Here is a 22,235-nt window from a genome sequence, read left to right on the forward strand (position 1 = left end):
TCAAGAAGGCAGGAATTTTCCTGCCTTTTTTAGTTTTAAGCTATGATAGCCCATCAATTTTATAGAGGTATTCCGTTATGCTTGCGATTATTTCCCCTGCGAAAACCTTGGGTTTTGAGACAAAGATTGAAGGTTTTGCATTTTCCCAACCACAACTGACCGCTTACAGCCAACAACTTATCGAGATTTGCCAACAGTTTAGTCCTGCGGAATTGGCATCATTGATGTCGATTAGCGATAAACTCGCGAGTCTGAATGTCGCACGTTTTGCCGAGTGGCAATTAGAGCATCACCTTGACAATGCCAAACCGGCATTATTTGCCTTTAAAGGCGATGTATATACGGGATTGGCGGCGGAAACCTTATCAATAGAGCAGGTAGAGTATGCTCAACGCCATTTGCGAATGTTATCGGGATTATATGGCTTGCTTAAACCGTTAGATTTAATGCAGCCGTATCGCTTGGAAATGGGGACAAGGCTTGTTAATCCGCAAGGCAAAGATCTTTACGCATTTTGGGGCGGGATTATCACAGCGCATTTGCAACAGGCGATTGATGAGCAAGGGGATAATATCTTAGTTAATTTGGCATCGGATGAATATTTTAATGCGGTCAAGCCAACTCAATTACACGCTACTATTATTAAGCCTGTTTTCCTCGATCAAAAAAACGGCAAATATAAGGTGATCAGCTTCTATGCGAAGAAAGCACGGGGAATGATGGTGCGGTTTATGCTGGAACATCAACCAAAAAATGTAGAACAGTTGAAAGATTTCAATTATGGCGGCTACTGGTTTGACGAACAGCAATCTAGCGAAACGGAACTTGTGTTTAAGCGAGAGGAAGCGTGACAATGTTGCGTAAAATAGCCTTGTTGAGCGGTTTATTGACGGGCTGCAGTGTACAGCACGGACAATTTGCCGTACCGACCGAAGTCCGATTTGCGGATAAGGTATTTGAAATGGCTTTGGATAATCAGCTTGATGAAATGCGTCAAATCCTCTATCTACCGCAAGGTTCAGCCAAAAATCCGGATAATTGGCAGCAAGGCTTTTTGATTTTTTTAGATCGCAATGCTCAAGGGCGTACTCTGGCAGAACGGCAAAGGTTACGGCAACAGAGCTTTGCCAAACAGCCGCATACCCAAGCAAACGTGCATCTTGCCGGCAATGAATTGCGAAGCCAAGTGCTATACCCGCCGACCGCACGTTTTCACAATTATCAGCTTGAAGTTACACGTGGGCGTGAATTTGCCTGCGGCTTCGGACAAATGCAATTTGCAGACAAGCGGTCGGATTTTGCAAAAAATCGTCAACAACCGACCGCTTACCTACGGATACTCGAAGAATTAGCCCAGCGTTTGGCGCAGTTACCTTGGCTGATGGAGTGTAGAAAATGACCCAACAGTATGAAAAATATGTTAAGCGGGCGGCAACCCTTGCGATTGCCGTCGCAGTGATTTTGATTGTGATTAAAGCCTTCGCGTGGTGGAAAACCGGATCGATGGCGATCTTAGCGGCAATGACCGATTCGTTGGTTGATTTATTCGCATCGGCAACCAATATTCTCGTGTTACGTTTTGCTTTACAGCCGGCGGACGATAACCATACCTTTGGGCACGGCAAAGCGGAATCCCTTGCGGCACTGGCGCAAAGTGCCTTTATTACCGGCTCGGCGGCGTTTTTATTGCTGCAGGGCATTCAGCGTTTGACCGAGCCACAACTGGTGCAAGCCAGTGAACTGGGGATTGCCATCAGTCTGATTTCGATCGCTCTAACGGCAATTTTAGTGTGGTATCAACGCAAAGTGGTACGCTTAACGGAAAGCCCCGCAATTCAAGCGGATTCACTCCATTATCAAACAGATCTGTATATGAATGCGGCGATTTTGGTGGCAATGTTACTCAACCTATACGGTGTGGTGTTTGCCGATGCGATTTTTGCGATAGGGATTGCCCTTTATATTTTGGTGAGCGCGGCGAAAATGTTGTGGCAGGCGATGCAATCATTGCTCGACCAAGCCTTGCCGCAAGACGAGGTGGATCGCATTTGGGCTATTGCGTTGGAGCACCCTCGCATCATTAGCATTCACGATCTGAAAACCAGACGGGCAGGGGCTGTGCGGTTTATTCAGTTACATTTAGAACTGGACGATGAACTGCCGCTTGTGGTTGCACACGAGATTACCGATAGCCTTGAACAGAAATTACTGGCAGCCTTTCCGCTTTCTGAAGTGATGATTCACCAAGAACCGACCAGCATTGTACAACAAGAACGAATGGCACAGGGGGCATAATGTATCAAGCCATCGTACGGTTTCATTATCGGGATTTTGAGCAAGATCCGGTGCAGTTAATTAACCAAATTGTCGAGCAATGGCGGTATAACGGGCAAATTATTGGGCGGGAAGTTGGTATTACCTATCATCAAGGTGTGGAAGATGTCGAATTTCAGCTGCGTGTTGCCGTGCCGGAACAAGAGAGCTTAGAACTGAAATGGCAAAATGAGAGGGTCGCACAGGCGATTGCCTACGCTAGAGAGCAGGGCATTGTGTGGCAGTCAGTCGAAATTATTGGGCGGGATTATAATGCGGAGCAAACCAGCCCACCGTCCCGCCCGGCTTTTCAACTGCTTTATACCACGCATTTGGACAGTTGCTCGCCGGTCTATAATGGAGAGGATTTCTGCCCACAGCCGCTCTATCGTTTGGGGATTTCCGCTGAATTAAGTGAAGCGATTATCAAATGGCAGGAAGATTGGCAAGCCTGCGATCAGCTTCAGATGAACGGTAGCGTGTTAGAAACGGCAGCACTTGCCGAAATCAGTGATCATTCCAGTCATTTAAGCCGACAGGGGCAAAGATTATGCCGTCAGCTAGAACAGCAAACCGGAATCCCAACCTATTACTATCTCTATCGCTTGGGGAAAAATAGTGAGTTAGAGCATAGCCGCCGTTGCCCAAGTTGTCAGAGAGACTGGCGACTCAGCGAACCATTACACCAAATTTTCCATTTCAAATGCGACCACTGCCGTTTGATCTCAAATTTAAGCTGGGAAGTACAGGGGTAAGCGGGCGGTTCAACGCTGTTTTTTGGCAAAAATTGTTTAGAGCAGATGGGATATTAGGACTGCGATTTAACGGAGGGGCATAGGATATTTTCAAAATGAAGCGGTATTATGTAGCAAATGCACAAAAATAGAAATTTTAACAGAATTGTAGGGACACACTGCGTGTGTCCTTTATAAAAATCAAATTATTTCAATAGGTTAAAATCCGGACACACACAGTGTGTCCCTACAAGCGAACAAAAAACAACTTTGTGTAACTGCTACATAATATTGAAATGAAGTTAAACGGACGTCAGCGTGGCGTCCCTATCTATAGCTTGTGCAAAGGCGACATAATATTAAAGGCATATTTGTTATAAATATGCCTTTAAGTTATGAAAATGCGGTTTGTTACCGAATGCCTATGCATATTTAAGGCTAAAGTTTCGCTTACTCCTATTCCCGTCGTCCGCCAAATGCGCCGTACGCTTTTCCTTTTGCGTCAAATGTACCGCCGATTTCTTCTGCCTTAGACCCATAGAATGCCCCTTTAATTGTGCCTTCTGTAAGGATACTAGCTGTTGACGGTGTTAATGTTCCTTCAAAATGGTTTCTATCGGCAGCTAATTTCGCCGTGGCTTTAAAATCAAATTCCGGGGTACGCACGCCGGCATTCACCGTATTTTCTACGTTTAAATCAATGGTTTTTTCGGCGAAATCGACGTTTGCTGTAAAAGTGGCTGCGTGCGGTGTATAACCTTTATCAGCAGTATAGGTGATAGCCGCGCCATAATAATCAACCTTTCCGCTAGTTGGGATAGCGTTTTGTGGGGTGTGGTAACCAACGCTGAATGCCATCGGGTTATCCTCATTTTTTAGGTACGTCCCAAATGCTTGATAATGGTTATTAGATAGAGAATGTTGATTGAAATTGAATAATAGCGCGTGATTAACATCGTTCAGTTTAGTGAGCGGGATTAATTTTCCACTGTTATCAATATCGAGATATTGACCAAGATCATTGAGAGCCGATTTCGTATCATTTACGTCTGATGAGCTGTGGAGTGTCATCACTAATTGAGGTTTATTCTCTTGAGGTAGATTTTGTGGTGGCATAGGCATAGTATCTGATTGTGGTTTATCAGCGATTGGCTGGCTCTTTGCCGCTTCGTTAGGCGAAGTTTCCGGTTGTGTCGGGTTGTCTGTTTTAGATGTCGCTTTTGGTTGCTCTTTCTCTAATGGTTGATTAGGTTGAGCTCCCGACTGCATCGGCTTATCTGTTTTAGATGATGCTACTTTAGGTTGTTCCTCTGCGAGTGGTTGATGAGGTTGAGCTTCCGTCTGTGTTGGGTTATTGGTTTTATGCGGTGTCGCTTTAGGCTGTTCTTCCACTGGTGGTTGATAAGGGGTATTTTCTGATTGTACTTGACCATCACTCTTTTTTTGTTGGGGGGATAACGAGTGCTTTTCGCTCTGTTTAGCTGAGGTGTCGGAGTGTGAAGATGAACACGCGACAACGCCAAGGGAAACTAAAATAGCAAATGCAGTTTTAAATATGTTTTGTTGATTCATATTGACCTCATAGATGTACTACTAAAAATAAACCTTCGTTAGACGGATAAGCCGACCTTAAATTACACGGTCGGTCATTTATTTTTTCAAATGGGCATAATTTATTTTTGAACACAGATCGGCTGTTAACGATAAGTTAGATGAAATCAGGCAATCACCAAATGAGAATGCCTGATTATCGGATTACACTTGAATATTTTGGGCAAGCGTTCGAATTAAACGAGGGCCTTGATAGACCATTGCCGAATAGAGTTGCAACAGGCTTGCACCGGCATCAATTTTGGCTTGCCCCGATTGCACGGAGTGAATGCCGCCGCTGCCAATAATCGGAATTTTTCCTTTCAGCTCTTGAGCGAGCTGCTGAATAACGTGTGTGCTAAGGGTATTCAACGGTTTGCCGCTCAAGCCGCCTTGCTGTTCGGCGTGAGGCAAGCCGATAACGTCTTCGCGGGAGAGCGTGGTGTTGCCCGCAATCACCCCATCAATCTGATGACGGATCAGACTATCGGCAACAGAGGCAATCTCGTCAGCGGATAAATCCGGTGCAATTTTCAGAACTAACGGCTTGTAAACCCCTTGTCGATCGGCGAGCTGTCGTTGTTCGGCTTTCAACGATTTCAGTAACTCGTCCAGTGCTTCGCCATATTGGAGTGAGCGCAGGTTTTTGGTATTTGGCGAAGAAATATTGACGGTGATATAGCTTGCGTGCTGATACACTTTACGTAGACAAATTTGATAATCGTCCCAGCTTCGTTCAATCGGCGTGGTGGCGTTTTTGCCAATGTTAATGCCGAGAACGCCTTGATAATGGGATTTTTTGACGTTTTCAATCAACACATCAACGCCTAAGTTATTGAAACCGTTACGGTTAATAATGCCTTGTGCCTCAAGTAAGCGGAATTGGCGGGGGCGGGGATTACCGTCTTGAGCAACGGGGGTTACTGTCCCAACCTCAATAAAACCGAAACCGAGTTTGGCAAAACCGTCAATCGCTTCACCGTTTTTATCCGCACCGGCGGCAAGCCCAATCGGGTTTTGAAAGCTCAGTCCCATAACGGTTACGGGATTATGCGGGATCGGCTGTAAATTGGGCAGATAGCCGAGCCATTTCAATGCTTGTAATGAAAATTGATGGGCGTTTTCCGCCTCCATCGCAAACAATGCTTTGCGTATAAGAGGATAGAGCATTTGTAATATTTTTCCGAGATCCGACCGCTTGTAAAAGAGAGTGCGGTCAATTTGATTTCTATTAGCGAACGATAGCTGCCCGCTAGGTTATTGATGCGAAGTATGAAAAAGCCCAACGCATTGTTGGGCTTTTTCAATTAGTGGCTGAACATCGCCGAGATCGATTCTTCGTTGCTGATGCGACGAATAGCTTCGGCAAGCATACCGGATAGCGTCAATACACGCACTTTGTTTAACGCACGGATTTCCGCCGAAAGCGGGATCGTGTCGGTAACGATAACCTCATCTAATGCTTCGTTAGCCAAGTTTTTCGCTGCCGTGCCGGAGAAAACTGCGTGGGTTGCATAGGCAAATACACGGCGAGCGCCGCGTTCTTTTAAGGCTTCGGCTGCTTTCACCAGTGTGCCGCCGGTGTCGATCATATCATCAACGAGGATACAATCACGATCGGCAACATCACCGATAATGTGCATTACTTGGGCAACATTGGCTTTCGGGCGACGTTTATCGATAATCGCCATATCGGCATCGTTAAGCAGTTTTGCAATCGCTCTGGCACGCACCACACCGCCAATATCCGGTGAAACCACGATCGGATTGACTAAATCGGTTTTCTTCACAATATCCTCAATTAAAACCGGTGAACCAAACACGTTATCGACCGGCACATCAAAGAAACCTTGAATTTGTTCTGCGTGTAAATCGCAAGTAAGCACACGATCTACGCCCACACTGGAGAGAAAATCTGCCACCACTTTCGCTGTAATCGGCACACGGGCGGAACGGACACGGCGATCTTGACGGGCATAGCCAAAATAAGGGATAACAGCCGTGATACGACCGGCAGAGGCTCGGCGAAGGGCATCAACCATTACGATCAATTCCATCAAATTATCGTTAGTCGGTGCACAGGTCGATTGCACAATAAAAATATCTCCGCCACGTACATTTTCATTGATTTGTACTTGGATTTCGCCGTCACTGAAACGACCTACGGTTGCATCGCCAAGGGAAATATAAAGACGTTCAGCAATTCGTTTTGCTAGTTCGGGAGTAGCGTTTCCTGCGAAGAGTTTAATGTCAGGCATTTTAGGGGAACCTCTGGGTATTTATTAAGGAAATAATGATTGATGTAAAGGTGAAATATTTTGCCCTTTCGCCACAAAACCCTCAACATTGCGGGGCTTTTGGGCAAACAGCCGGCGGGCTTCATCTTCACTTTCAACTTCGGCAAATACACAAGCACCAGTGCCGGTGAGCCGAGACGGTGCATATTGTACCAACCAAGCTAACAATTCTTCAACCTCTGAATATTGATCCCGCACAATTTTTTCGCAATCGTTTGCCCACGGTTGGGCTAGACATTCCGTCATTGAGCGTACAGGCGTATTGCGGGGCAGGTCGGGGTGGTTGAATATGCGGGCGGTAGAAATGGCGACATTGGGTTTCAGCACGACATACCATTTTTCAGGTGGCGAGCAGGGGGATAATTTTTCGCCGACCCCTTCGGCAAAGGCAGCGAAGCCCCGTACGAAGACTGGCACATCAGCACCCAATGTCAGCCCTATTTCAGCCAGTTTTTCAAGGGATAACTCCGTTTGCCATAGCTGATTGAGCGCAACCAACACGGTAGCGGCATTGGACGAGCCGCCCCCCACGCCACCGCCCATTGGTAATCGTTTGGTTAAGGCGATGTTTGCCCCCAGTTTGCAAGCGGTCTGTTGTTGTAATAATGTTGCCGCCCGATAGATTAAATTATGCTCGGTCGGGACATCGGCTAACGGGTTGAGCAAGGTAATTTTGCCGTCTTGAGTGGGGGTAATCGCTAACTCATCGCCGAAATCCAAGAATTGAAACAGGGTTTGCAATTCGTGGTAGCCATCTGCCCGCTTGCCGGTGATGTAGAGGAACAGATTGAGCTTCGCCGGGCTGGGAAAACGGAATGTGTCTGCCATCAATAACTCCACTCGGTTAAGCGAATTTTTAAGGTTTGCGTGCCGTTTTCCAGCACAATCAATTTCGGCAGGTTTGGCTGACGATCTTCGTGATATTCAATATAATTCACCGTCCAAATGCTGTCGTTGAGGGGATAGCGGAATTGCGCGAGCTGACGTTTTTCGTTCACCACATACGGTTTGTCTAATTCCGGCAGCCCTTTGATCCAGTAGGCAAATTGATCGATAGGAAAAGCGACACCGATGATCTCTTTCATTAAACTGTCCATATCTTGCTCGGTGCGGGAGTTGCCCTCGCTGTCCGAAATCGTCAGCCCCCGTGGGTTACGCTGTAATTTCAAGGATTTACTGGATAGATTGGACGACATCGTAAAACTGAACGTCGTAGGATTTTTATACTGCCAATCAAAATGGGAGGAAAAGCGTTCTTCCGGCGAAATGTAACCAAATTGACCTTTGGCAGAAAAAGCAGTGATTTGCTTTAATTTGGTTAAATGTTGCTGCCATTGTGCATCATCGTGCGGGATCTGCTGGGTCGGGAGTGCTACTTCGGTCGGCTCGTTCAAAATGGAGGAACAGCTTGCCAAGGCTAACGGCACAGCACAAAAAAGTAGGGTTTTAAATGCGTTCATTGGATAGTCAGTCTAACAATTAAGAAGGTGGGCTAAAAGTATAGCCGAAAGTGGTCGGTTTTGCTGTATTTTTTGCAATATTATGTTGCAAAGCATAACGCTATGTTAGCCCGAATGGGCGAGGCGCTGGATTAACGCCCCGCCCAAATCATCAGATCTTAATAATTTAACGGGTCAATTCGGCTAAGATCACATCGGTTAAGGCTTGCTTTTCTGCCTCGGATAGCGCTTGCTGCCGATTGTTACTGACGACAAAAAAATCCTCCGCCCGTTCGCCAATGGTGGTGATCTTGGCATTGAGTAAATTAAGCGAGAGCCGATTAAAAATATCACCGATGTGGGCGAGTAGCCCTTCTCGGTCGAGGGTAAAAAGCTCAAAAGCGGTTTGATTCGGGTGAGAATCGGCTAAAAAACGCAGCTTGGTTTTTCGCCTAAAGGATTGATGTTTAATCGGTTTTTTAATCAGCTTAAAGGTTTGGTTTGCCGTTTGGCTGAGGGTATTGTGTAAGGCGCGATGAATTTGGCGACTGCGATCATCATTCAGTGGCTGCCCGTTGATTTCACTCACAATAAAACTGTCTAGCACCAAGCCGTTTTCGGAGGTGATGATTTGGGCATCGTGAATGGTTATTTTTTTCTGGCTTAGGGTTTGCGCCAATCGGGCGAACAGTTGGGGTTGGTCGGCGGCATAAATGAAAATTTCTGTTGCGCCACGGGCATATTGATTGCTGACTAACACCATCGGCAGTTGCGGATTTTTCACATATTTGATCGCGTGCCACACCAGTTGGGTCGGAGTGTGGCGGGTGAAATAGTGCAATGGGCAGTGCTGCCAAAACCCAAGTAGTATTGTATTTTCGGTGTCGTCCAACTCGGCAGCTAGCTGATTAAGAGCCGTTTGCTGATGCTGGCGGGCGAGTGTTTGGGTGTCAAGAGACTGATCGCCAAGTGCGAGTTGTTGGCGGGTAAGCTGGAATAATTTGAGAAAGAGCGAACGTTTCCAATCGTTCCATAAGGTTTCGTTGGTAGCGCAAATATCCGCCACGGTCAGACAGGTGAGTGCGGATAAAGCGGTCAGATTTTTCACCTTTTTTGCAAATTGGCGGATCACTTCGGCATCGTGAATATCCCGCCGCTGCGCCGTAACCGACATTGTTAAATGTTCGGCAACCAGCCACGCCATTTCATCGGCTTCTGCAGGGCTAAATTGATGCTGCAATGCAAATTGTCGCATATCCGCTGCGCCGACGGTTGCGTGGTCGCCTTCACGCCCTTTGCCGATGTCGTGAAAGAGCGCTGCCAAATAAAGACGGGACGGCTCGGCAAGGCGGGGCATTAACTCGCAGCAAAGCGGGTGTTTTTCGGCATTTTGGGGATCGAGAAAACTTTCCAGTTTGAGCATCACCCGCACGGTATGTTCGTCCACGGTGTAGAGGTGGAACATATCAAATTGCATCAGCCCTTCAATGTCTCGCCATTGGGGGAGGTAGGCGGATAACACGCCTAACTGGTGCATCGGTACAATCGCCCGTTGGACAAAACTGGGTTGATTGAAGAGGCGAAGAAAGCGTTGGCGGGCTTCGGGTAAATCGCTGAGCGGTTGGTTGAGTTTTTTCAGGGCAAGACGCAGTTGTCGTAGCGTAGTGGTACTCACTTTGGCATTTGGCTGTTGGGTCAGATGATAAAAGAGATCTAAAATCCGTTGCGGCTGCAGGCTGAAATCGCGCTGGTTATGGCAGAAAATAAGGTTATCCCGCAGGAAATAGCATTCATCAAGCGGTAACTTGTCGCCTTTTTTTTGCAAGGGCGACAGAATAGTCTGTTCAAAATGTGCCAGTACCAGTCGGCTAAGCTGTGAAATGGATTGGGTTGCTCGGAAAAAGGCTTTCATCATCGCTTCAACAGGCTGATTACCCTCGCCAGTGTAACCAAGCTGTTCACTCAGTTGCAGTTGCCGATCAAAACGCAGGCGGTTATCATAGCGTTTGAGCTGCAAATGCAAGGCAAACCGCATTCGGAATAAAACCGTCTGTGCGTGGTTAAGTTCCTGATATTCTTCATGAAAAAGAATGCCTTTTTGGCTCATTGCCTCGAGACTGTGAATGCCGTATTGACGGAGCATTATCCAAGCGATCAAATGCAGATCCCGTAAACCGCCAGGGCTGTGCTTTAAGTCCGGCTCAAGGTTGTAACTGGTATTGTGATAGCGGGCGTAGCGTTCGGTTTTTTCCGCCATTTTAGCGTGGAAAAAATCGTGCATCGACCAAAAATCCGGCTGATAAAGAGACGACATTAACGCTTGCCATAAGTCTTTGTTTCCACACAGAAAACGGCTTTCAAACATATTGGTCGCCACCGAAATTTCATTCCGCCCGATGTCTAAACACTCTGTTAGGGTTCGTACTGACGAACCGACCTGAAATTTACTGTCCCATAATAAATTCAATAATTGGTTGAATTGCATCTGATCGGGTTCGGAAAGTGGGGTATTTGTTAGCAATAAAATATCCAAGTCCGAAAGAGGAAACATCTCCCGCCGCCCATAGCCGCCCACAGCGATTAACGCAAGATCCTGCCGATCGGCAAAGCCGAATTGTTGCCATAATTGTTGCAAAAGCTGATCGTAAAAATCACTGCGTTGTTGGAGTAGGGCATTAACGTGGCATTTGGCAAATTCATTTTTTTGTTGAAGCGTAAACTCGGCAAGCCGATTTTTTAGATATTCACTTTTTATCATAAGGATTCCTCTTATCACCTATAAGTGCAAGCGGTTAATTATGCTATACTCTTTGCAAATTGACACTAAAACCCATCCAAAATGAAAAAAAAGACCTTTTTTATTTACGACTATGAAAGTTTCGGGGTGAATCCGGCGCTTGACCGTCCGGCGCAATTTGCGGGGATTAGGACGGACAACGAGTTTAACATTATTGGCGAGCCGGTGATGTTTTACTGTCGGCAAACGCCGGATTATCTGCCGAGTCCCGAGGCGGTAATGGTAACGGGGATTACGCCGCAGCATTGTAATCAACACGGCTTGTCCGAGCCGGAATTTGCGGCACGTATCCACGCAGAATTTAGTCAGCCGAATACCTGTGTGATGGGGTATAACAATATTCGATATGATGATGAAATGACCCGCTATACCTTTTTCCGTAACTTTTTTGATCCCTATGAATACAGTTGGAAGAACGGTAATTCCCGTTGGGATTTGTTAGATGTGGTAAGGGCGTGTTATGCCTTGCGTCCGGAAGGGATAGAGTGGGCGTTTGATGAGGAAGGGCAGCCGAGTTTTAAACTGGAAAAGCTAACCAAAGCGAACGGTATCGCTCACGAGAATGCCCACGATGCGATGGCGGACGTTTACGCTACGATTGCGATGGCAAAATTGCTGAAACAAAAGCAGCCCAAATTGTTCGATTATTTCTTTGAAAATCGCGGTAAAAAAGCCCTTGAAGCAATGATTGATACCGGCGAAATGACCCCGTTGGTTCACGTTTCGGGTATGTTGGGCAATTATCGGGGCAATACCGCTTGGGTTGTGCCGCTGGCGTGGCATCCTACCAACCAAAATGCAGTGATTGTGTGCGATTTGGCCGGTGATATAAGCGGTTTGTTAAATGAAAGTACCGAGGTGCTGCGGGATCGTCTTTACACCAAGAAAACGCTTTTGGAGGAACAAGGCGTGGCAGCCGTGCCACTGAAATTGGTGCATATCAATAAATGCCCGATTCTTGCACCGGCGAAAGTCTTATTGCCGGAGAATGCCGAGCGGTTAGGGATTGATCGCTCGCACTGTTTGGCAAATTTGAAAGCGTTAAAATCGCAAAAAAGCGTGGTGCGTGAAAAAGTGGTGGATATTTTTAGCCAAGAGCAAGCCTTTGAGGCAAGCGATAATGTTGAAACAACGCTGTATAGCGGTTTCTTTGAGCCTGCCGATAAAAATAATATGGCAATTTTGCGTAGCTTAAAACCGGAAGAATTAGCCCATCACGGCTTAAAATTCAGTGATCCGAGAGTGGAAAAATTATTGTTTCACTACCGTGCTCGCCACTATCCTCACACGTTAAGCAAAGCAGAGCAGGGACAGTGGCAAAAATATTGCCAAGCCCAGTTGGCAAACAAAATGGCGAGCTTTAACCAATCATTAAATGATCTGTTTAATTTGCACCACGATGATGCGGATAAGGTAAAATTATTGACGGAACTGACCGCTTACGCCGAGCAACTGTGCGAAACGCCGTCCGTTACCTATACCCAAAATGATGAACGATCAGCCCTTTGGGTGAATGAGCTAAATCAGCTTGCCGAACAGCCCTTGGATAGAGCGGAAAAGCTGAAAGCCCTTGAAGCGCTATTCGGCAAAAAATAAACGGATAACAGCTCTAGACAACATTTCGGCAACCCATTACTATGACAAAATTAACAGCCCGATAACATTAAGGAAAAATATGAAAAAAACATTGATAGCTCTTGCACTTGCAACTTTCTCTTTGGGGACATTCGCCACCCAGCAAGCGGTCGAAAATAGCCAAATGCTTGCAAAAAACGCACTGGTATTACAAACGGATTTTAGCTTGAAAGACGGTGCAGTGTCTGCGATGCAGGGCGTTGCCTTTGGGGTTGATCCTGCCCTTAAAATGTTTGATTTAACCCACGAAATTCCCCCTTACAATATTTGGGAAGCTGCGTACCGCTTGTATCAAACCGCCAGTTATTGGCCGAAAGGCACGGTGTTTGTGAGCGTGGTCGATCCCGGTGTCGGTACGGATCGTAAATCGGTGGTGCTGAAAACCAAAAGCGGTCATTATTTTGTGACACCGGATAACGGTACGCTCACCTTGGTTGCCGAGCATTTTGGCATTGACGAGGTGCGTGAAATTGACGAAAGCAAAAACCGTTTGGCAGGCTCGCAAAAATCTTACACTTTCCACGGGCGTGATGTTTATGCGTACACAGGAGCAAAATTGGCTGCCGGTCAGATCAGCTTTGAAGAGGTCGGTCAGGCTTTAGCGCCGCAAGTGGAAATGATTGAATACCAAAAACCGAGCTTAGAAAACGGTGTCCTCAAAGGCAACATTCCGGTGTTGGACATTCAATACGGCAATATTTGGACAAATATCAGCGATGAATTATTGGCACAATCCGGTATCGCTAAAGACAGCCGTGTATGTGTCGAGATCAGCGAACGCCAAGGCGAAGAACAAAAAGTGCGTTATAGCGGCGCAATGCCGTATAAGAGCAGCTTCGGCGATGTGGAAGAGGGCAGACCGCTCCTTTATCTCAACAGCCTATTAAATGTCTCTTTCGCCTTAAATATGGATAATTTCTCGGAAAAATATAAGGTGAAATCCGGCGCAGAGTGGTCGGTTTCAGTGAAATCCTGTGAGAAGAAAACGGACGCTGCCGCTCACTAAATGCTTTTTAACGATAATATTGGACGCAATGGATGCGTCCGCTTTTTTAGACTATGACGCAACTGATTGAAAAACACCCTTTCCCCGCTATTTTACCACCACAGGCAACCGTAATGATGATGGGAACGTTTCCACCGACCTTGGAAAAACGGTGTATGGATTTTCACTACCCCAATTTCCAAAATGATATGTGGCGCATTTACGGTGCAGTGTTCTTTGACGATACGGCGCATTTCCAAGTTGACGGCGAAAAGCGTTTTGACCCAATCAAGATCGAAGCCTTTTTACGCACGAGGGGCATTGGCTTGTGTTCAACGGCTCAAACGGCAATTCGCGAAAAAGGCAATGCGTCCGACAAATTTTTAAAAATTGTCGAGCCTGTCGATTTAACCGCAGTATTGGCGAAACTGCCCGCGTGCCGTTGGTTATTTACTACCGGTGAAAAGGCCACCGAAACCCTGTTGGATTTATTACCGGAAAAACTCAAAATGCCGAAAACTAACCAATATATTGCCTTTCCCTATTTGGCGGATCGCCCGTTGTTTTTGTATCGGCTGCCTTCCACCTCCCGTGCCTACCCGTTGAGCTTGGCGAAGAAGGTCGAGGCGTATCGGGCATTTTTCCAGCAAGCCGGCATTTTGTAAGGAAACGGCGATGATTTATGATTTACACAGCCACAGCCGTGCATCTGACGGGGTACTCACTCCCACGGAATTGGTCGAAAGAGCGGCATCACGTCAGATTGAAATGTTGGCATTGACCGATCACGATACGGTTGCCGGCATTGCGGAAGCCCGTCAAGCTGCGCAACAACACGGTATTCGCTTTATCGCCGGGGTGGAAATTTCAATTTTATGGCAGGAAAAACCAATTCACTTAGCCGCCTTAAATATTGATGAAACCCATTCGGCGATGACTGATTTACTCGCACAACAAAAAGTGTGGCGGCAACAACGGGCGGAGCAGATCGGCGAAAAATTGGCAAAAGCGGGAATTCCCAACGCGTATGAGGGGGCGAAAGCCTTAGCAAGCGGTGAAGTAACCCGCGCTCATTACGGACGATTTTTAGTGGCGCAGGGCTATGCCCGCAATGATGAACACGCCTTTAAACGCTATTTAGGTGCGGGGAAAACCGCTTACGTCAAACCGAAATGGTGCTCGCTTGAACAGGCGATTGACGCCACTCACCAAGCCGGTGGCGTGATTTGCGTTGCACACCCGCTGCGGTATAAATTAACGGCAAGGTGGATACGGCGACTTATCGAGGACTTCAAACAAGCGGGCGGAGACGGCATTGAAGTGGCAGGCTGTGCGCAAACGCCCGATCAACGTCAATTACTGGCACGCTGGGCGGCAGAGTTTGACCTGTACGCGTCCGGCGGCTCGGATTTTCATTATCCGGCGGGTTGGATAGAATTAGGTAAAGGCTTAACTTTACCGGAGAGCTGTAAACCGATCTGGCAACGGTTTTGAGTGTGCAAAAAATCTCGCCCAACCGACCGCTTGCACTACTGAAAATTTTATCCAAATCCGCTAAACTAACCCCTTTTTATTTATGGCAAATAATGGTGAAAAATGGCTGAAATAGCAAAAAACACGGCGGACAAAACCAAAGATAAGCAGCTTGAACAAATTGCGATTGCCCCGCATTCGATAGAGGCGGAACAAGCAGTGCTGGGCGGTATTATGCTGAATAATGAATACTGGGACAGTGTCGCCGAACGGGTGCAGGCAACGGATTTTTATACCAATGCCCATAGGCTGATTTTTGAGCAAATGACCGAGCAGGTGCGTGCCGGGCAGCCGATCGATATTATTACCCTCGACCAAGCCTTGAAAAACCGTGGCATTTTGCAAGATGTCGGCGGTTTTGCCTACCTTGCCGAATTATCGAAAAATACCCCTAGCGTTGCCAATATTTTAGCCTATGCCGATATTGTCAGTGAGCGGGCAATCCGCCGAGAGCTGATCAGCGCAGGCAATAAAATTGCCGAAATCAGCTACAATCCGAAAGGAATGTCGGTGAAAGACGTGCTGGACGAAGCCGAGCGGGCGGTCTTCCATATTGCTGAAAAACGCACCTCAAGTGATGAAGGGCCGAAGAGGGTGGACGATATTCTGATTGAAACCATTCAGCGCATTGATATGCTCTCTAAAAGCAAAAATAACGGCGGGGTTACGGGCGTATCGACCGGTTTTGTCGATTTGGACAAACGGACTGCCGGGTTGCAGCCGTCCGATTTGATTATTGTCGCCGCCCGCCCGTCAATGGGGAAAACCACCTTTGCAATGAATTTATGCGAAAATGCCTCGTTGCTGGATATTGAGCAAACCGATGAACAGGGGAATACGGTCAGAGTGCCGAATAAACCCGTGCTGATTTTCAGCCTTGAGATGCCGGCGGATCAAATTATGATGCGGATGTTTGCCTCATTATCAAGGGTCGATCAAACCCGTATCCGCACAGGGCAAATTGATGATGACGATATGGCTCGGATTGGCTCAACGGTGGCGATGTTACAGCAGCGCAATAATATCTATATTGACGACAGCTCCGGCTTAACCCCAACGGAGTTGCGTTCCCGTGCCAGACGGGTCTATCGGGATAACGGCGGCTTGAGCTTAATTATGGTCGATTACTTGCAGTTAATGCGTGCGCCGGGCTTTGCCGATAACCGCACCCTTGAGATTGCCGAAATCTCCCGCTCGCTCAAAGCCCTTGCCAAAGAGCTGGAAGTGCCGGTAGTCGCCCTCTCCCAGCTTAACCGAAGCCTAGAACAACGGGCGGATAAACGACCGGTCAATTCCGATTTGCGTGAATCCGGCTCGATTGAGCAAGATGCGGACTTGATTATGTTTATCTATCGGGACGAGGTCTATCACGACAATTCCGAATTAAAAGGCGTGGCGGAAATTATCATCGGCAAACAGCGTAACGGCCCGATTGGGCGAGTGCCGCTGACATTCCACGGGCAGCATTCGCGCTTTGATAACTATGCAGGCAATGCCTATCGGGAGGAAGATTAAAATGTTGTGTGCTATTTATAAAAGCCCCAAAAAAGACGGAATGTATCTTTATGTGGCAAAACGGGATCAATTTGATGCCGTACCGGAAACACTACGCCAAGCCTTCGGCAAACCGCAATTTGTAATGCTGTTTAACCTAAACGGCGAAAAAACACTACAAAATGCGGATAACGCTACAGTAAAAGCGCAAATCGAAACCAACGGATTTTATTTGCAAATGCCGCCACCGATTGAGAATTTACATAGCCAGTTTCTCGCTGCTCAAAAACAGCGTGAGGATTAAGGTTTAAAAAGAGGGAATTGAATGTTCCTCTTTTCCTTTCAATATTCTGAGTTATTAGTGATAAAAGAGGCAATATGCAAGCCCGGAAAAGCCGAGTGAGAAACTGGCGGCACAGGCAGGTTTAGATTGGGAAACGGGTTTTCCGCTGAAGAAATAGGGAGCTACCGCACATTAAGCTAGGTTTAATGTGCGGTATGTTTTTTGCAAAGTTTTATCAAAATCAACCCGCTTGCTTTCTGACATTCTCCATTCTTATTGCCAGAATTTCTTCTTGGAGGTGTGTCCGATACCGGGGTTAAAGCTATTGGTTGGATCAAGCTGTTGGTAGAATTGGCGCAGCTCCGGTTTGGCTTGATATAAATGCCCGACATTATGTTCGGCGGGGTATTGTGCGCCCCGTTTGTCGAGTAAGGCTAACATTTCGTGTTCCAGAGCCTGACAATCATTGCCTTTTTTCACGATGTAATCTTGGTGGAAAACGTGGCACATAAAATGCCCGTAGTAGAGTTTATGGCTGATTTTGCTATCGATTTCTGGCGGTAAGACTTCAAACCAGTCTGCATCATTGCGGCGTAAAGCAACGTCTAGTGCGACAATATCTTCAACCGCTTGGCTGTGAATGGCTCGGTAGCGTACGGCGGCGGAAGCCACGGCGAAACGGTGCAGCATTGCCGCTTGGGTTTCGGTGGTATTGCATTCAAAATAGCCGCCTTTAGTGCTATCGGTAAAATAGTCGGCGAGAAAGGCTTGTGCTTCCTGCACGCCTTTTCCACCCATTTTTACGATCAGGTGATGTTCGTATTGATCTCGGTATTGACATAGGCTTTCGGGTAAATGCTGTGGCAGTAATTTACTGATGGATTGTAATAATTTATCGCTTAAATGTGAGGGTAAGAACGGCACTTTTTTGGCAAGACGATCCATTTTGGCTTTTAAGGCAAACAGCGTCGGCAGGCGGTGCGTGCCGAGTTTTTGGATGACCCAGAAAGTGTCTTTGCCGTAGTCTGCGGCAATATCAAACGCATCACGGTGGATATATTCACCCGAAATCGGCAGTTGTTCAAATTCAGATAACATTTTGCGGCGAATGTCGTTTAGCACTTGGGTTTGATTTGTGCCGATGTAGAATACGGCGGTCTGTTTTTCGGCGGGAAAGGTGTCCAAACGTACGGCAAAAATGGCTAATTTCCCTGCACTGCCGGAGGCTTCGTAGTGGCGACTCGGGTCAGCGTTGAAGCGGGCGGGGGAGTGTTCATCAACTTGGCGAACGTGTTGGCAGTAAGCGTGATCGTGCCCTTTGCCGCAATCGTGGGCGATATCTTGGGCTTGGTAACGGCTGTGTTGTAGGTTTTGGAGAATGTCTTCCGGTGTCTCGCCTAATGCAATACCGAGATGATTTTTGAGTTCTAATTCGCCTTGGGCATTTAACTGGGCAAAGAGAGCCATTTCCGTATAAGCCGGCCCACGTTGCACCAATGCGCCGCCGGAGTTGTTGCAAATGCCGCCGATAACCGAAGCCCCGATACAAGACGAGCCAATCACCGAATGCGGTTCACGCCCGTGAGGTTTTAACATCAGTTCCAATTCATTCAGGGTTGAACCGGGCAGGCAGACGGCTTGTGCGGCATTTTCAATCAACTGAATCCCGTTAATCCGCATTGCGTTGATTATTACAATATCCCGATCATAGTCGTTACCGCTTGGGGTTGAACCGCCGGTTAAGCCTGTGTTGGCTGCTTGGGTAATGATGATTACATCAGCCGCTACACAGGCTTTCAGCACTTGCCAAAATTCTAATAGGGTGGCAGGACGGACAACGGCTAACGCATTGCCGCTACCGAACCGGTAGCCGCTGCGGTAGGGTTCGGTTTTATCAGGATCAGTGATGATATAGCGTGTGCCGACAATTTCGGTTAAGCGGGCAATTAAAGATGAATGGGACATTGTGCCTCCTCACAGACAAGCGGTCGGTTTTGACCGAAAAATTGTAAAATAATAATAGCGGGCATTGTAATCAGAATGCAGGCTAAAATCATATTGAATTGTTTGTTTATTGTACTATTTTGCAACTAAATGTCTATTTTGAGAACTAGATCACATAACATTTCATTAACAAATATTGATCCAAGTATTAACTGGTTATAAAGTAGCGTGCAACGACGAACAGCGGTACAGTCCGTCCTATCTTAATAAATTGAATTTGGAGGAACGCTATGCACTCGCAACAACAAACTTTTAAACCGACAGATGAATTTCGCCGACAAGCCAATGTGTCCGGTTTGGAAGATTATCAATCCCTCTGGGACTTTGCGGATAAGGACTATTTACAGTATTGGGCGGATCTTGCCCGTGAGCTTATCACGTGGAAAAAACCGTTTATGCAGATTTTTGACGATAGCGAAGCACCGTTTTATAAATGGTTTAGTGATGGTACTTTAAATGTGTCCTATAACTGTTTGGATCGTCATCTACCGGATAAAAGCGATAAAATAGCGTTGATTTTTGAATCGGACTTCGGGCAGGTTTCCCAATTTACCTATGCGCAATTACACAATCGGGTGTGCCGTTTTGCGAATGCGTTGCGTGAGTTAGGGGTGAAAAAGGGAGATCGGGTCATCATCTATTTGCCGATGATTGCTGAAGCGGTGATTGCAATGCAGGCTTGTGCCAGAATTGGGGCGGTTCACTCGGTGGTGTTCGGCGGCTTTTCGGCGGGTGCATTGCGTGATCGGGTAGAAGATGCCCAAGCAAAATTGGTGATTACCGCAAACGCAGGCTTACGGGGCGGGCGGATTATTCCACTCAAAGAAACAGTGGACGAAGCCCTCGAATTAGGGTGTAAAACCGTAGAAAATGTGGTGGTGTATCACCGTGTCAATATTGATACCCCTTGGAAAAAAGGGCGTGATCTGTGGTGGAACGAATTGTCCAAAAATCAGCCTGCTTTCTGTGAGCCGGAATGGATGAACGCCGAAGATCCGTTGTTTATCCTTTACACCTCCGGTTCAACGGGCAAGCCGAAAGGCGTAGTGCATAGTACCGCCGGTTATTTATTAGGGGCGACAAACTCGTTCTACTCGATTTTCGATCACAAAGCCGATGATGTGTATTGGTGTACTGCCGATGTCGGTTGGATCACGGGGCATTCTTATGTCTGTTACGGCCCGTTAGCAAATGGCACAACGCAGATTATTTACGAAGGCGTGCCGAATTATCCTGATGCAGGACGGATTTGGCGAATGATCCAACGCCACAAAGTTACCATACTTTACACGTCACCGACCTTAATCCGCTCTTTAACCCGCTTGGGCGATCATATTCCAAAAAAATACGATCTCTCATCGCTACGTTTGCTTGGTAGTGTGGGTGAACCGATTAACCCGGCGGCGTGGCTGTGGTTCTATGAAGTGGTCGGCGGCAGCCGTTGCCCGATAGTCGATACTTGGTGGCAAACGGAAACCGGTTCGATAATGCTGTCGCCAATGCCGGGCGTGAACCCGACCAAACCGGGATCGTGCGCCTTGCCGTTGCCGGGCATTATGGCAGATGTGGTGAATGAACAGGGGCAGAAGTGCGAGGTAGAAGAAGCTGGTGCATTAGTGATTAAACGTCCGTTCCCGTCAATGTTGCGCACCGTATGGGGCGATCCGGAACGCTATAAATCTAGCTATTTCCCACAAGAGTTTGGCGGTAAATATTATGTTGCCGGCGATTCGGCGCAACGGGATAAAGACGGCTATTTTTGGATTTTAGGGCGTACCGATGACGTATTAAATGTGTCCGGACATCGTTTAGGCACGGCGGAAATTGAATCGGCATTAGTCGCTCACGAAAATGTCGTAGAAGCGGCGATTGTCGGTAAACCGGACGAGATCAAAGGCGAAGCGGTGGTTGCCTTTGTGGTACTGAAAGGAGTCAGACCGGAAGGCGAGCAAGCCAAACAGCTTGCTGAAGAATTGAAACTTTGGGTATCGAACGAAATCGGCAAAATTGCCCGTCCGGAAGATATTCGTTTTGCGGATAATTTACCGAAAACCCGTTCCGGTAAAATTATGCGTCGTTTACTGCGTTCGATTGCGAAAAACGAAATGATTACCCAAGATATTTCCACTCTTGAAAACCCGCAGATTATCGGGCAGTTACAACAACAGATAATGTAATCGTTCGACATAACAGAAAGGACATCATTTGATGTCCTTTTTTGCATAAATCACGATGTGCCACGCTTATATCATTTGTTTTAATAGCGGACGCTGGTATAGCGCCCCTTAATTTGAATGAAACTAGCCGTGTTGTTGTCAAAAATGCGTGAAATCTGACCGCTTGCAATTATTTGCGGAAGTAGTGCAACAGCGGTTCGGGCTGCTGAATAAACGGGGAGAGATCTTTTTTGTCGGGATGACCAATATAAGGGATTTGCCCTAGTAACGGTGCGTCAATTTTCTGGGTCAAAAGTTGGATTAGTTCGGCATAATGGCGTAAGCCGGGGTTAATCCGATTTGCCACCCAACCGATCAGTTCTACCCCCTGTTGTTTGATTGCCGCAGCGGTTAAAAGGGCGTGATTGACACAACCCTCCTTGATGCCAACCACCAAAACGGTCGGCATTTGGTTTTCTTTCACCCAGTCGGCGAAGCTCAAATCTTTATTGATTGGGGTGAGCCAGCCGTAAGTACCTTCAACCAAAACGTTATGATAGTTCTGTTTTAAACGGGCGAGATCACTGTTGAGCTTGCTCACGGAAATATGGCGTACGGCGTCCAGTGCGGCAAATACCGGCGTGCTGGAGTGAATAAATGAGTAACTGTTAATTTCCCGATAGTTCACGGCGGTCGGGCAACTTTGCTGAATAATCATCACATCACTGTTATTTTCGCACGCATAATCGTCTTGATTCGGCTCGGTTGGCAGGGAATCATCTCCGCCGCAGGCGATCGGTTTATAGCCGACTACCGGAATGTCGTATTGGGCTAAGGTTTGGAGTAACGCCCGTGTTACAATGGTTTTGCCCACGTTCGTGTCCGTACCTGCAATGAATAAACAAGGCATAATCTTCTCTGTTAAGAAACGGTTACAAAATTCGGTATAGTTTAACGAAAAAGTAATAAAAGAAT

19 protein-coding genes are annotated in these 22,235 nt (G+C 47.0%); 11 read left to right on the forward strand and 8 right to left on the reverse strand.

The window, feature by feature from the left end:
* Positions 1-77 precede the first annotated feature (77 nt).
* From yaaA to E4T80_RS08265, 4 genes are read left to right on the forward strand one after another with little or no spacing between them, the layout of a single operon-like run.
* The gene (yaaA, locus tag E4T80_RS08250; protein ID WP_135057201.1) at positions 78-851 is read left to right on the forward strand and encodes a peroxide stress protein YaaA; all 774 of its coding nucleotides are present in this window, start codon (positions 78-80) and stop codon (positions 849-851) included.
* A gap of 2 nt (positions 852-853) precedes the next feature.
* Positions 854-1,399: an ABC transporter ATPase gene (locus tag E4T80_RS08255; protein WP_135057204.1), complete on the forward strand. Its 546-nt coding sequence runs from the start codon at positions 854-856 to the stop codon at positions 1,397-1,399.
* On the forward strand, positions 1,396-2,295 hold the full coding sequence (locus tag E4T80_RS08260) for a cation diffusion facilitator family transporter (RefSeq protein ID WP_135057207.1): 900 nt from the start codon (positions 1,396-1,398) through the stop codon (positions 2,293-2,295). The genes E4T80_RS08255 and E4T80_RS08260 overlap by 4 nt, the downstream gene beginning before the upstream one ends.
* Positions 2,295-3,068 carry a Zn-ribbon-containing protein gene (locus E4T80_RS08265; RefSeq protein WP_135057210.1) on the forward strand — a complete coding sequence of 258 codons (774 nt, stop codon included), beginning with the start codon at positions 2,295-2,297 and terminating at the stop codon, positions 3,066-3,068. Before E4T80_RS08260 ends, E4T80_RS08265 begins: the two co-directional genes overlap by 1 nt.
* Before the next feature lie 435 nt (positions 3,069-3,503).
* Here the strand turns inward: E4T80_RS08265 and E4T80_RS08270 are convergent, their stop codons facing one another.
* From E4T80_RS08270 to glnD, 6 genes are all read right to left on the reverse strand, one after another.
* Positions 3,504-4,619, reverse strand: a complete 1,116-nt coding sequence (locus E4T80_RS08270) for a transferrin-binding protein-like solute binding protein (protein WP_135057213.1) — start codon at positions 4,617-4,619, stop codon at positions 3,504-3,506.
* Positions 4,620-4,802: 183 nt separating this feature from the next.
* The gene (pyrD, locus tag E4T80_RS08275; protein WP_135057216.1) at positions 4,803-5,807 is read right to left on the reverse strand and encodes a quinone-dependent dihydroorotate dehydrogenase; all 1,005 of its coding nucleotides are present in this window, start codon (positions 5,805-5,807) and stop codon (positions 4,803-4,805) included.
* A gap of 137 nt (positions 5,808-5,944) precedes the next feature.
* Entirely contained in the window at positions 5,945-6,895 is a 951-nt protein-coding gene (locus E4T80_RS08280; protein WP_135057219.1) for a ribose-phosphate pyrophosphokinase, read from the reverse strand.
* Positions 6,896-6,919: 24 nt separating this feature from the next.
* The gene (gene ispE / locus E4T80_RS08285) at positions 6,920-7,762 is read right to left on the reverse strand and encodes a 4-(cytidine 5'-diphospho)-2-C-methyl-D-erythritol kinase (protein WP_135057223.1); all 843 of its coding nucleotides are present in this window, start codon (positions 7,760-7,762) and stop codon (positions 6,920-6,922) included.
* Positions 7,762-8,394, reverse strand: coding sequence for a lipoprotein insertase outer membrane protein LolB (gene lolB / locus E4T80_RS08290; protein ID WP_135057226.1), 633 nt, complete (start codon positions 8,392-8,394; stop codon positions 7,762-7,764). Before lolB ends, ispE begins: the two co-directional genes overlap by 1 nt.
* A 166-nt stretch (positions 8,395-8,560) precedes the next feature.
* Complete coding sequence (gene glnD, locus E4T80_RS08295; RefSeq protein ID WP_135057228.1) at positions 8,561-11,131, reverse strand: bifunctional uridylyltransferase/uridylyl-removing protein GlnD; 2,571 nt, start codon at positions 11,129-11,131, stop codon at positions 8,561-8,563.
* 81 nt (positions 11,132-11,212) lie between these two features.
* Here glnD and sbcB point away from each other — a divergent pair, with 81 nt between their 5' ends.
* From sbcB to E4T80_RS08325, 6 genes are all read left to right on the forward strand, one after another.
* Entirely contained in the window at positions 11,213-12,766 is a 1,554-nt protein-coding gene (sbcB, locus tag E4T80_RS08300) for an exodeoxyribonuclease I (protein WP_135057231.1), read from the forward strand.
* A gap of 79 nt (positions 12,767-12,845) precedes the next feature.
* The gene (locus tag E4T80_RS08305; RefSeq protein ID WP_135057234.1) at positions 12,846-13,811 is read left to right on the forward strand and encodes an SAM hydrolase/SAM-dependent halogenase family protein; all 966 of its coding nucleotides are present in this window, start codon (positions 12,846-12,848) and stop codon (positions 13,809-13,811) included.
* A 53-nt stretch (positions 13,812-13,864) separates the two neighbouring features.
* A complete protein-coding gene (locus tag E4T80_RS08310; RefSeq protein ID WP_135057237.1) occupies positions 13,865-14,455 on the forward strand; it encodes a DNA glycosylase in 591 nt (196 codons plus the stop codon).
* Positions 14,456-14,465: 10 nt separating this feature from the next.
* Complete coding sequence (rnm, locus tag E4T80_RS08315) at positions 14,466-15,284, forward strand: RNase RNM (RefSeq protein ID WP_135057240.1); 819 nt, start codon at positions 14,466-14,468, stop codon at positions 15,282-15,284.
* Between the two features lie 102 nt (positions 15,285-15,386).
* Positions 15,387-16,838 (forward strand): replicative DNA helicase, encoded by a 1,452-nt coding sequence (locus E4T80_RS08320; protein WP_135057243.1) that lies wholly within the window; start codon positions 15,387-15,389, stop codon positions 16,836-16,838.
* 1 nt (position 16,839) lies between these two features.
* Entirely contained in the window at positions 16,840-17,121 is a 282-nt protein-coding gene (locus E4T80_RS08325) for a YcgL domain-containing protein (RefSeq protein WP_135057246.1), read from the forward strand.
* Between the two features lie 252 nt (positions 17,122-17,373).
* Here the strand turns inward: E4T80_RS08325 and dld are convergent, their stop codons facing one another.
* Positions 17,374-19,065: a D-lactate dehydrogenase gene (gene dld / locus E4T80_RS08330; RefSeq protein ID WP_135057250.1), complete on the reverse strand. Its 1,692-nt coding sequence runs from the start codon at positions 19,063-19,065 to the stop codon at positions 17,374-17,376.
* 269 nt (positions 19,066-19,334) lie between these two features.
* On the opposite strand from dld, the gene acs reads away from it, so the two are divergent.
* A complete protein-coding gene (gene acs / locus E4T80_RS08335; protein WP_135057253.1) occupies positions 19,335-21,281 on the forward strand; it encodes an acetate--CoA ligase in 1,947 nt (648 codons plus the stop codon).
* A gap of 169 nt (positions 21,282-21,450) precedes the next feature.
* Here the strand turns inward: acs and bioD are convergent, their stop codons facing one another.
* The gene (bioD, locus tag E4T80_RS08340) at positions 21,451-22,170 is read right to left on the reverse strand and encodes a dethiobiotin synthase (protein ID WP_135057256.1); all 720 of its coding nucleotides are present in this window, start codon (positions 22,168-22,170) and stop codon (positions 21,451-21,453) included.
* Positions 22,171-22,235 lie beyond the last annotated feature (65 nt).

Source organism: Muribacter muris (assembly GCF_004569585.1).
Lineage (GTDB): Bacteria > Pseudomonadota > Gammaproteobacteria > Enterobacterales > Pasteurellaceae > Muribacter > Muribacter muris.

Bases quoted from the DNA above. Each gene is read 5' to 3' on its own strand.
- E4T80_RS08270 (WP_135057213.1), bottom strand. From the start codon at position 4,619: ATGAATCAACAAAACATATTTAAAACTGCATTTGCTATTTTAGTTTCC.
- lolB (WP_135057226.1), bottom strand. From the start codon at position 8,394: ATGAACGCATTTAAAACCCTACTTTTTTGTGCTGTGCCGTTAGCCTTG.
- E4T80_RS08255 (WP_135057204.1), top strand. From the start codon at position 854: ATGTTGCGTAAAATAGCCTTGTTGAGCGGTTTATTGACGGGCTGCAGT.
- E4T80_RS08320 (WP_135057243.1), top strand. From the start codon at position 15,387: ATGGCTGAAATAGCAAAAAACACGGCGGACAAAACCAAAGATAAGCAG.
- acs (WP_135057253.1), top strand. From the start codon at position 19,335: ATGCACTCGCAACAACAAACTTTTAAACCGACAGATGAATTTCGCCGA.
- ispE (WP_135057223.1), bottom strand. From the start codon at position 7,762: ATGGCAGACACATTCCGTTTTCCCAGCCCGGCGAAGCTCAATCTGTTC.
- E4T80_RS08260 (WP_135057207.1), top strand. From the start codon at position 1,396: ATGACCCAACAGTATGAAAAATATGTTAAGCGGGCGGCAACCCTTGCG.
- bioD (WP_135057256.1), bottom strand. From the start codon at position 22,170: ATGCCTTGTTTATTCATTGCAGGTACGGACACGAACGTGGGCAAAACC.
- dld (WP_135057250.1), bottom strand. From the start codon at position 19,065: ATGTCCCATTCATCTTTAATTGCCCGCTTAACCGAAATTGTCGGCACA.
- pyrD (WP_135057216.1), bottom strand. From the start codon at position 5,807: ATGCTCTATCCTCTTATACGCAAAGCATTGTTTGCGATGGAGGCGGAA.
- E4T80_RS08305 (WP_135057234.1), top strand. From the start codon at position 12,846: ATGAAAAAAACATTGATAGCTCTTGCACTTGCAACTTTCTCTTTGGGG.
- E4T80_RS08325 (WP_135057246.1), top strand. From the start codon at position 16,840: ATGTTGTGTGCTATTTATAAAAGCCCCAAAAAAGACGGAATGTATCTT.
- yaaA (WP_135057201.1), top strand. From the start codon at position 78: ATGCTTGCGATTATTTCCCCTGCGAAAACCTTGGGTTTTGAGACAAAG.
- rnm (WP_135057240.1), top strand. From the start codon at position 14,466: ATGATTTATGATTTACACAGCCACAGCCGTGCATCTGACGGGGTACTC.
- sbcB (WP_135057231.1), top strand. From the start codon at position 11,213: ATGAAAAAAAAGACCTTTTTTATTTACGACTATGAAAGTTTCGGGGTG.
- E4T80_RS08265 (WP_135057210.1), top strand. From the start codon at position 2,295: ATGTATCAAGCCATCGTACGGTTTCATTATCGGGATTTTGAGCAAGAT.
- E4T80_RS08310 (WP_135057237.1), top strand. From the start codon at position 13,865: ATGACGCAACTGATTGAAAAACACCCTTTCCCCGCTATTTTACCACCA.
- E4T80_RS08280 (WP_135057219.1), bottom strand. From the start codon at position 6,895: ATGCCTGACATTAAACTCTTCGCAGGAAACGCTACTCCCGAACTAGCA.
- glnD (WP_135057228.1), bottom strand. From the start codon at position 11,131: ATGATAAAAAGTGAATATCTAAAAAATCGGCTTGCCGAGTTTACGCTT.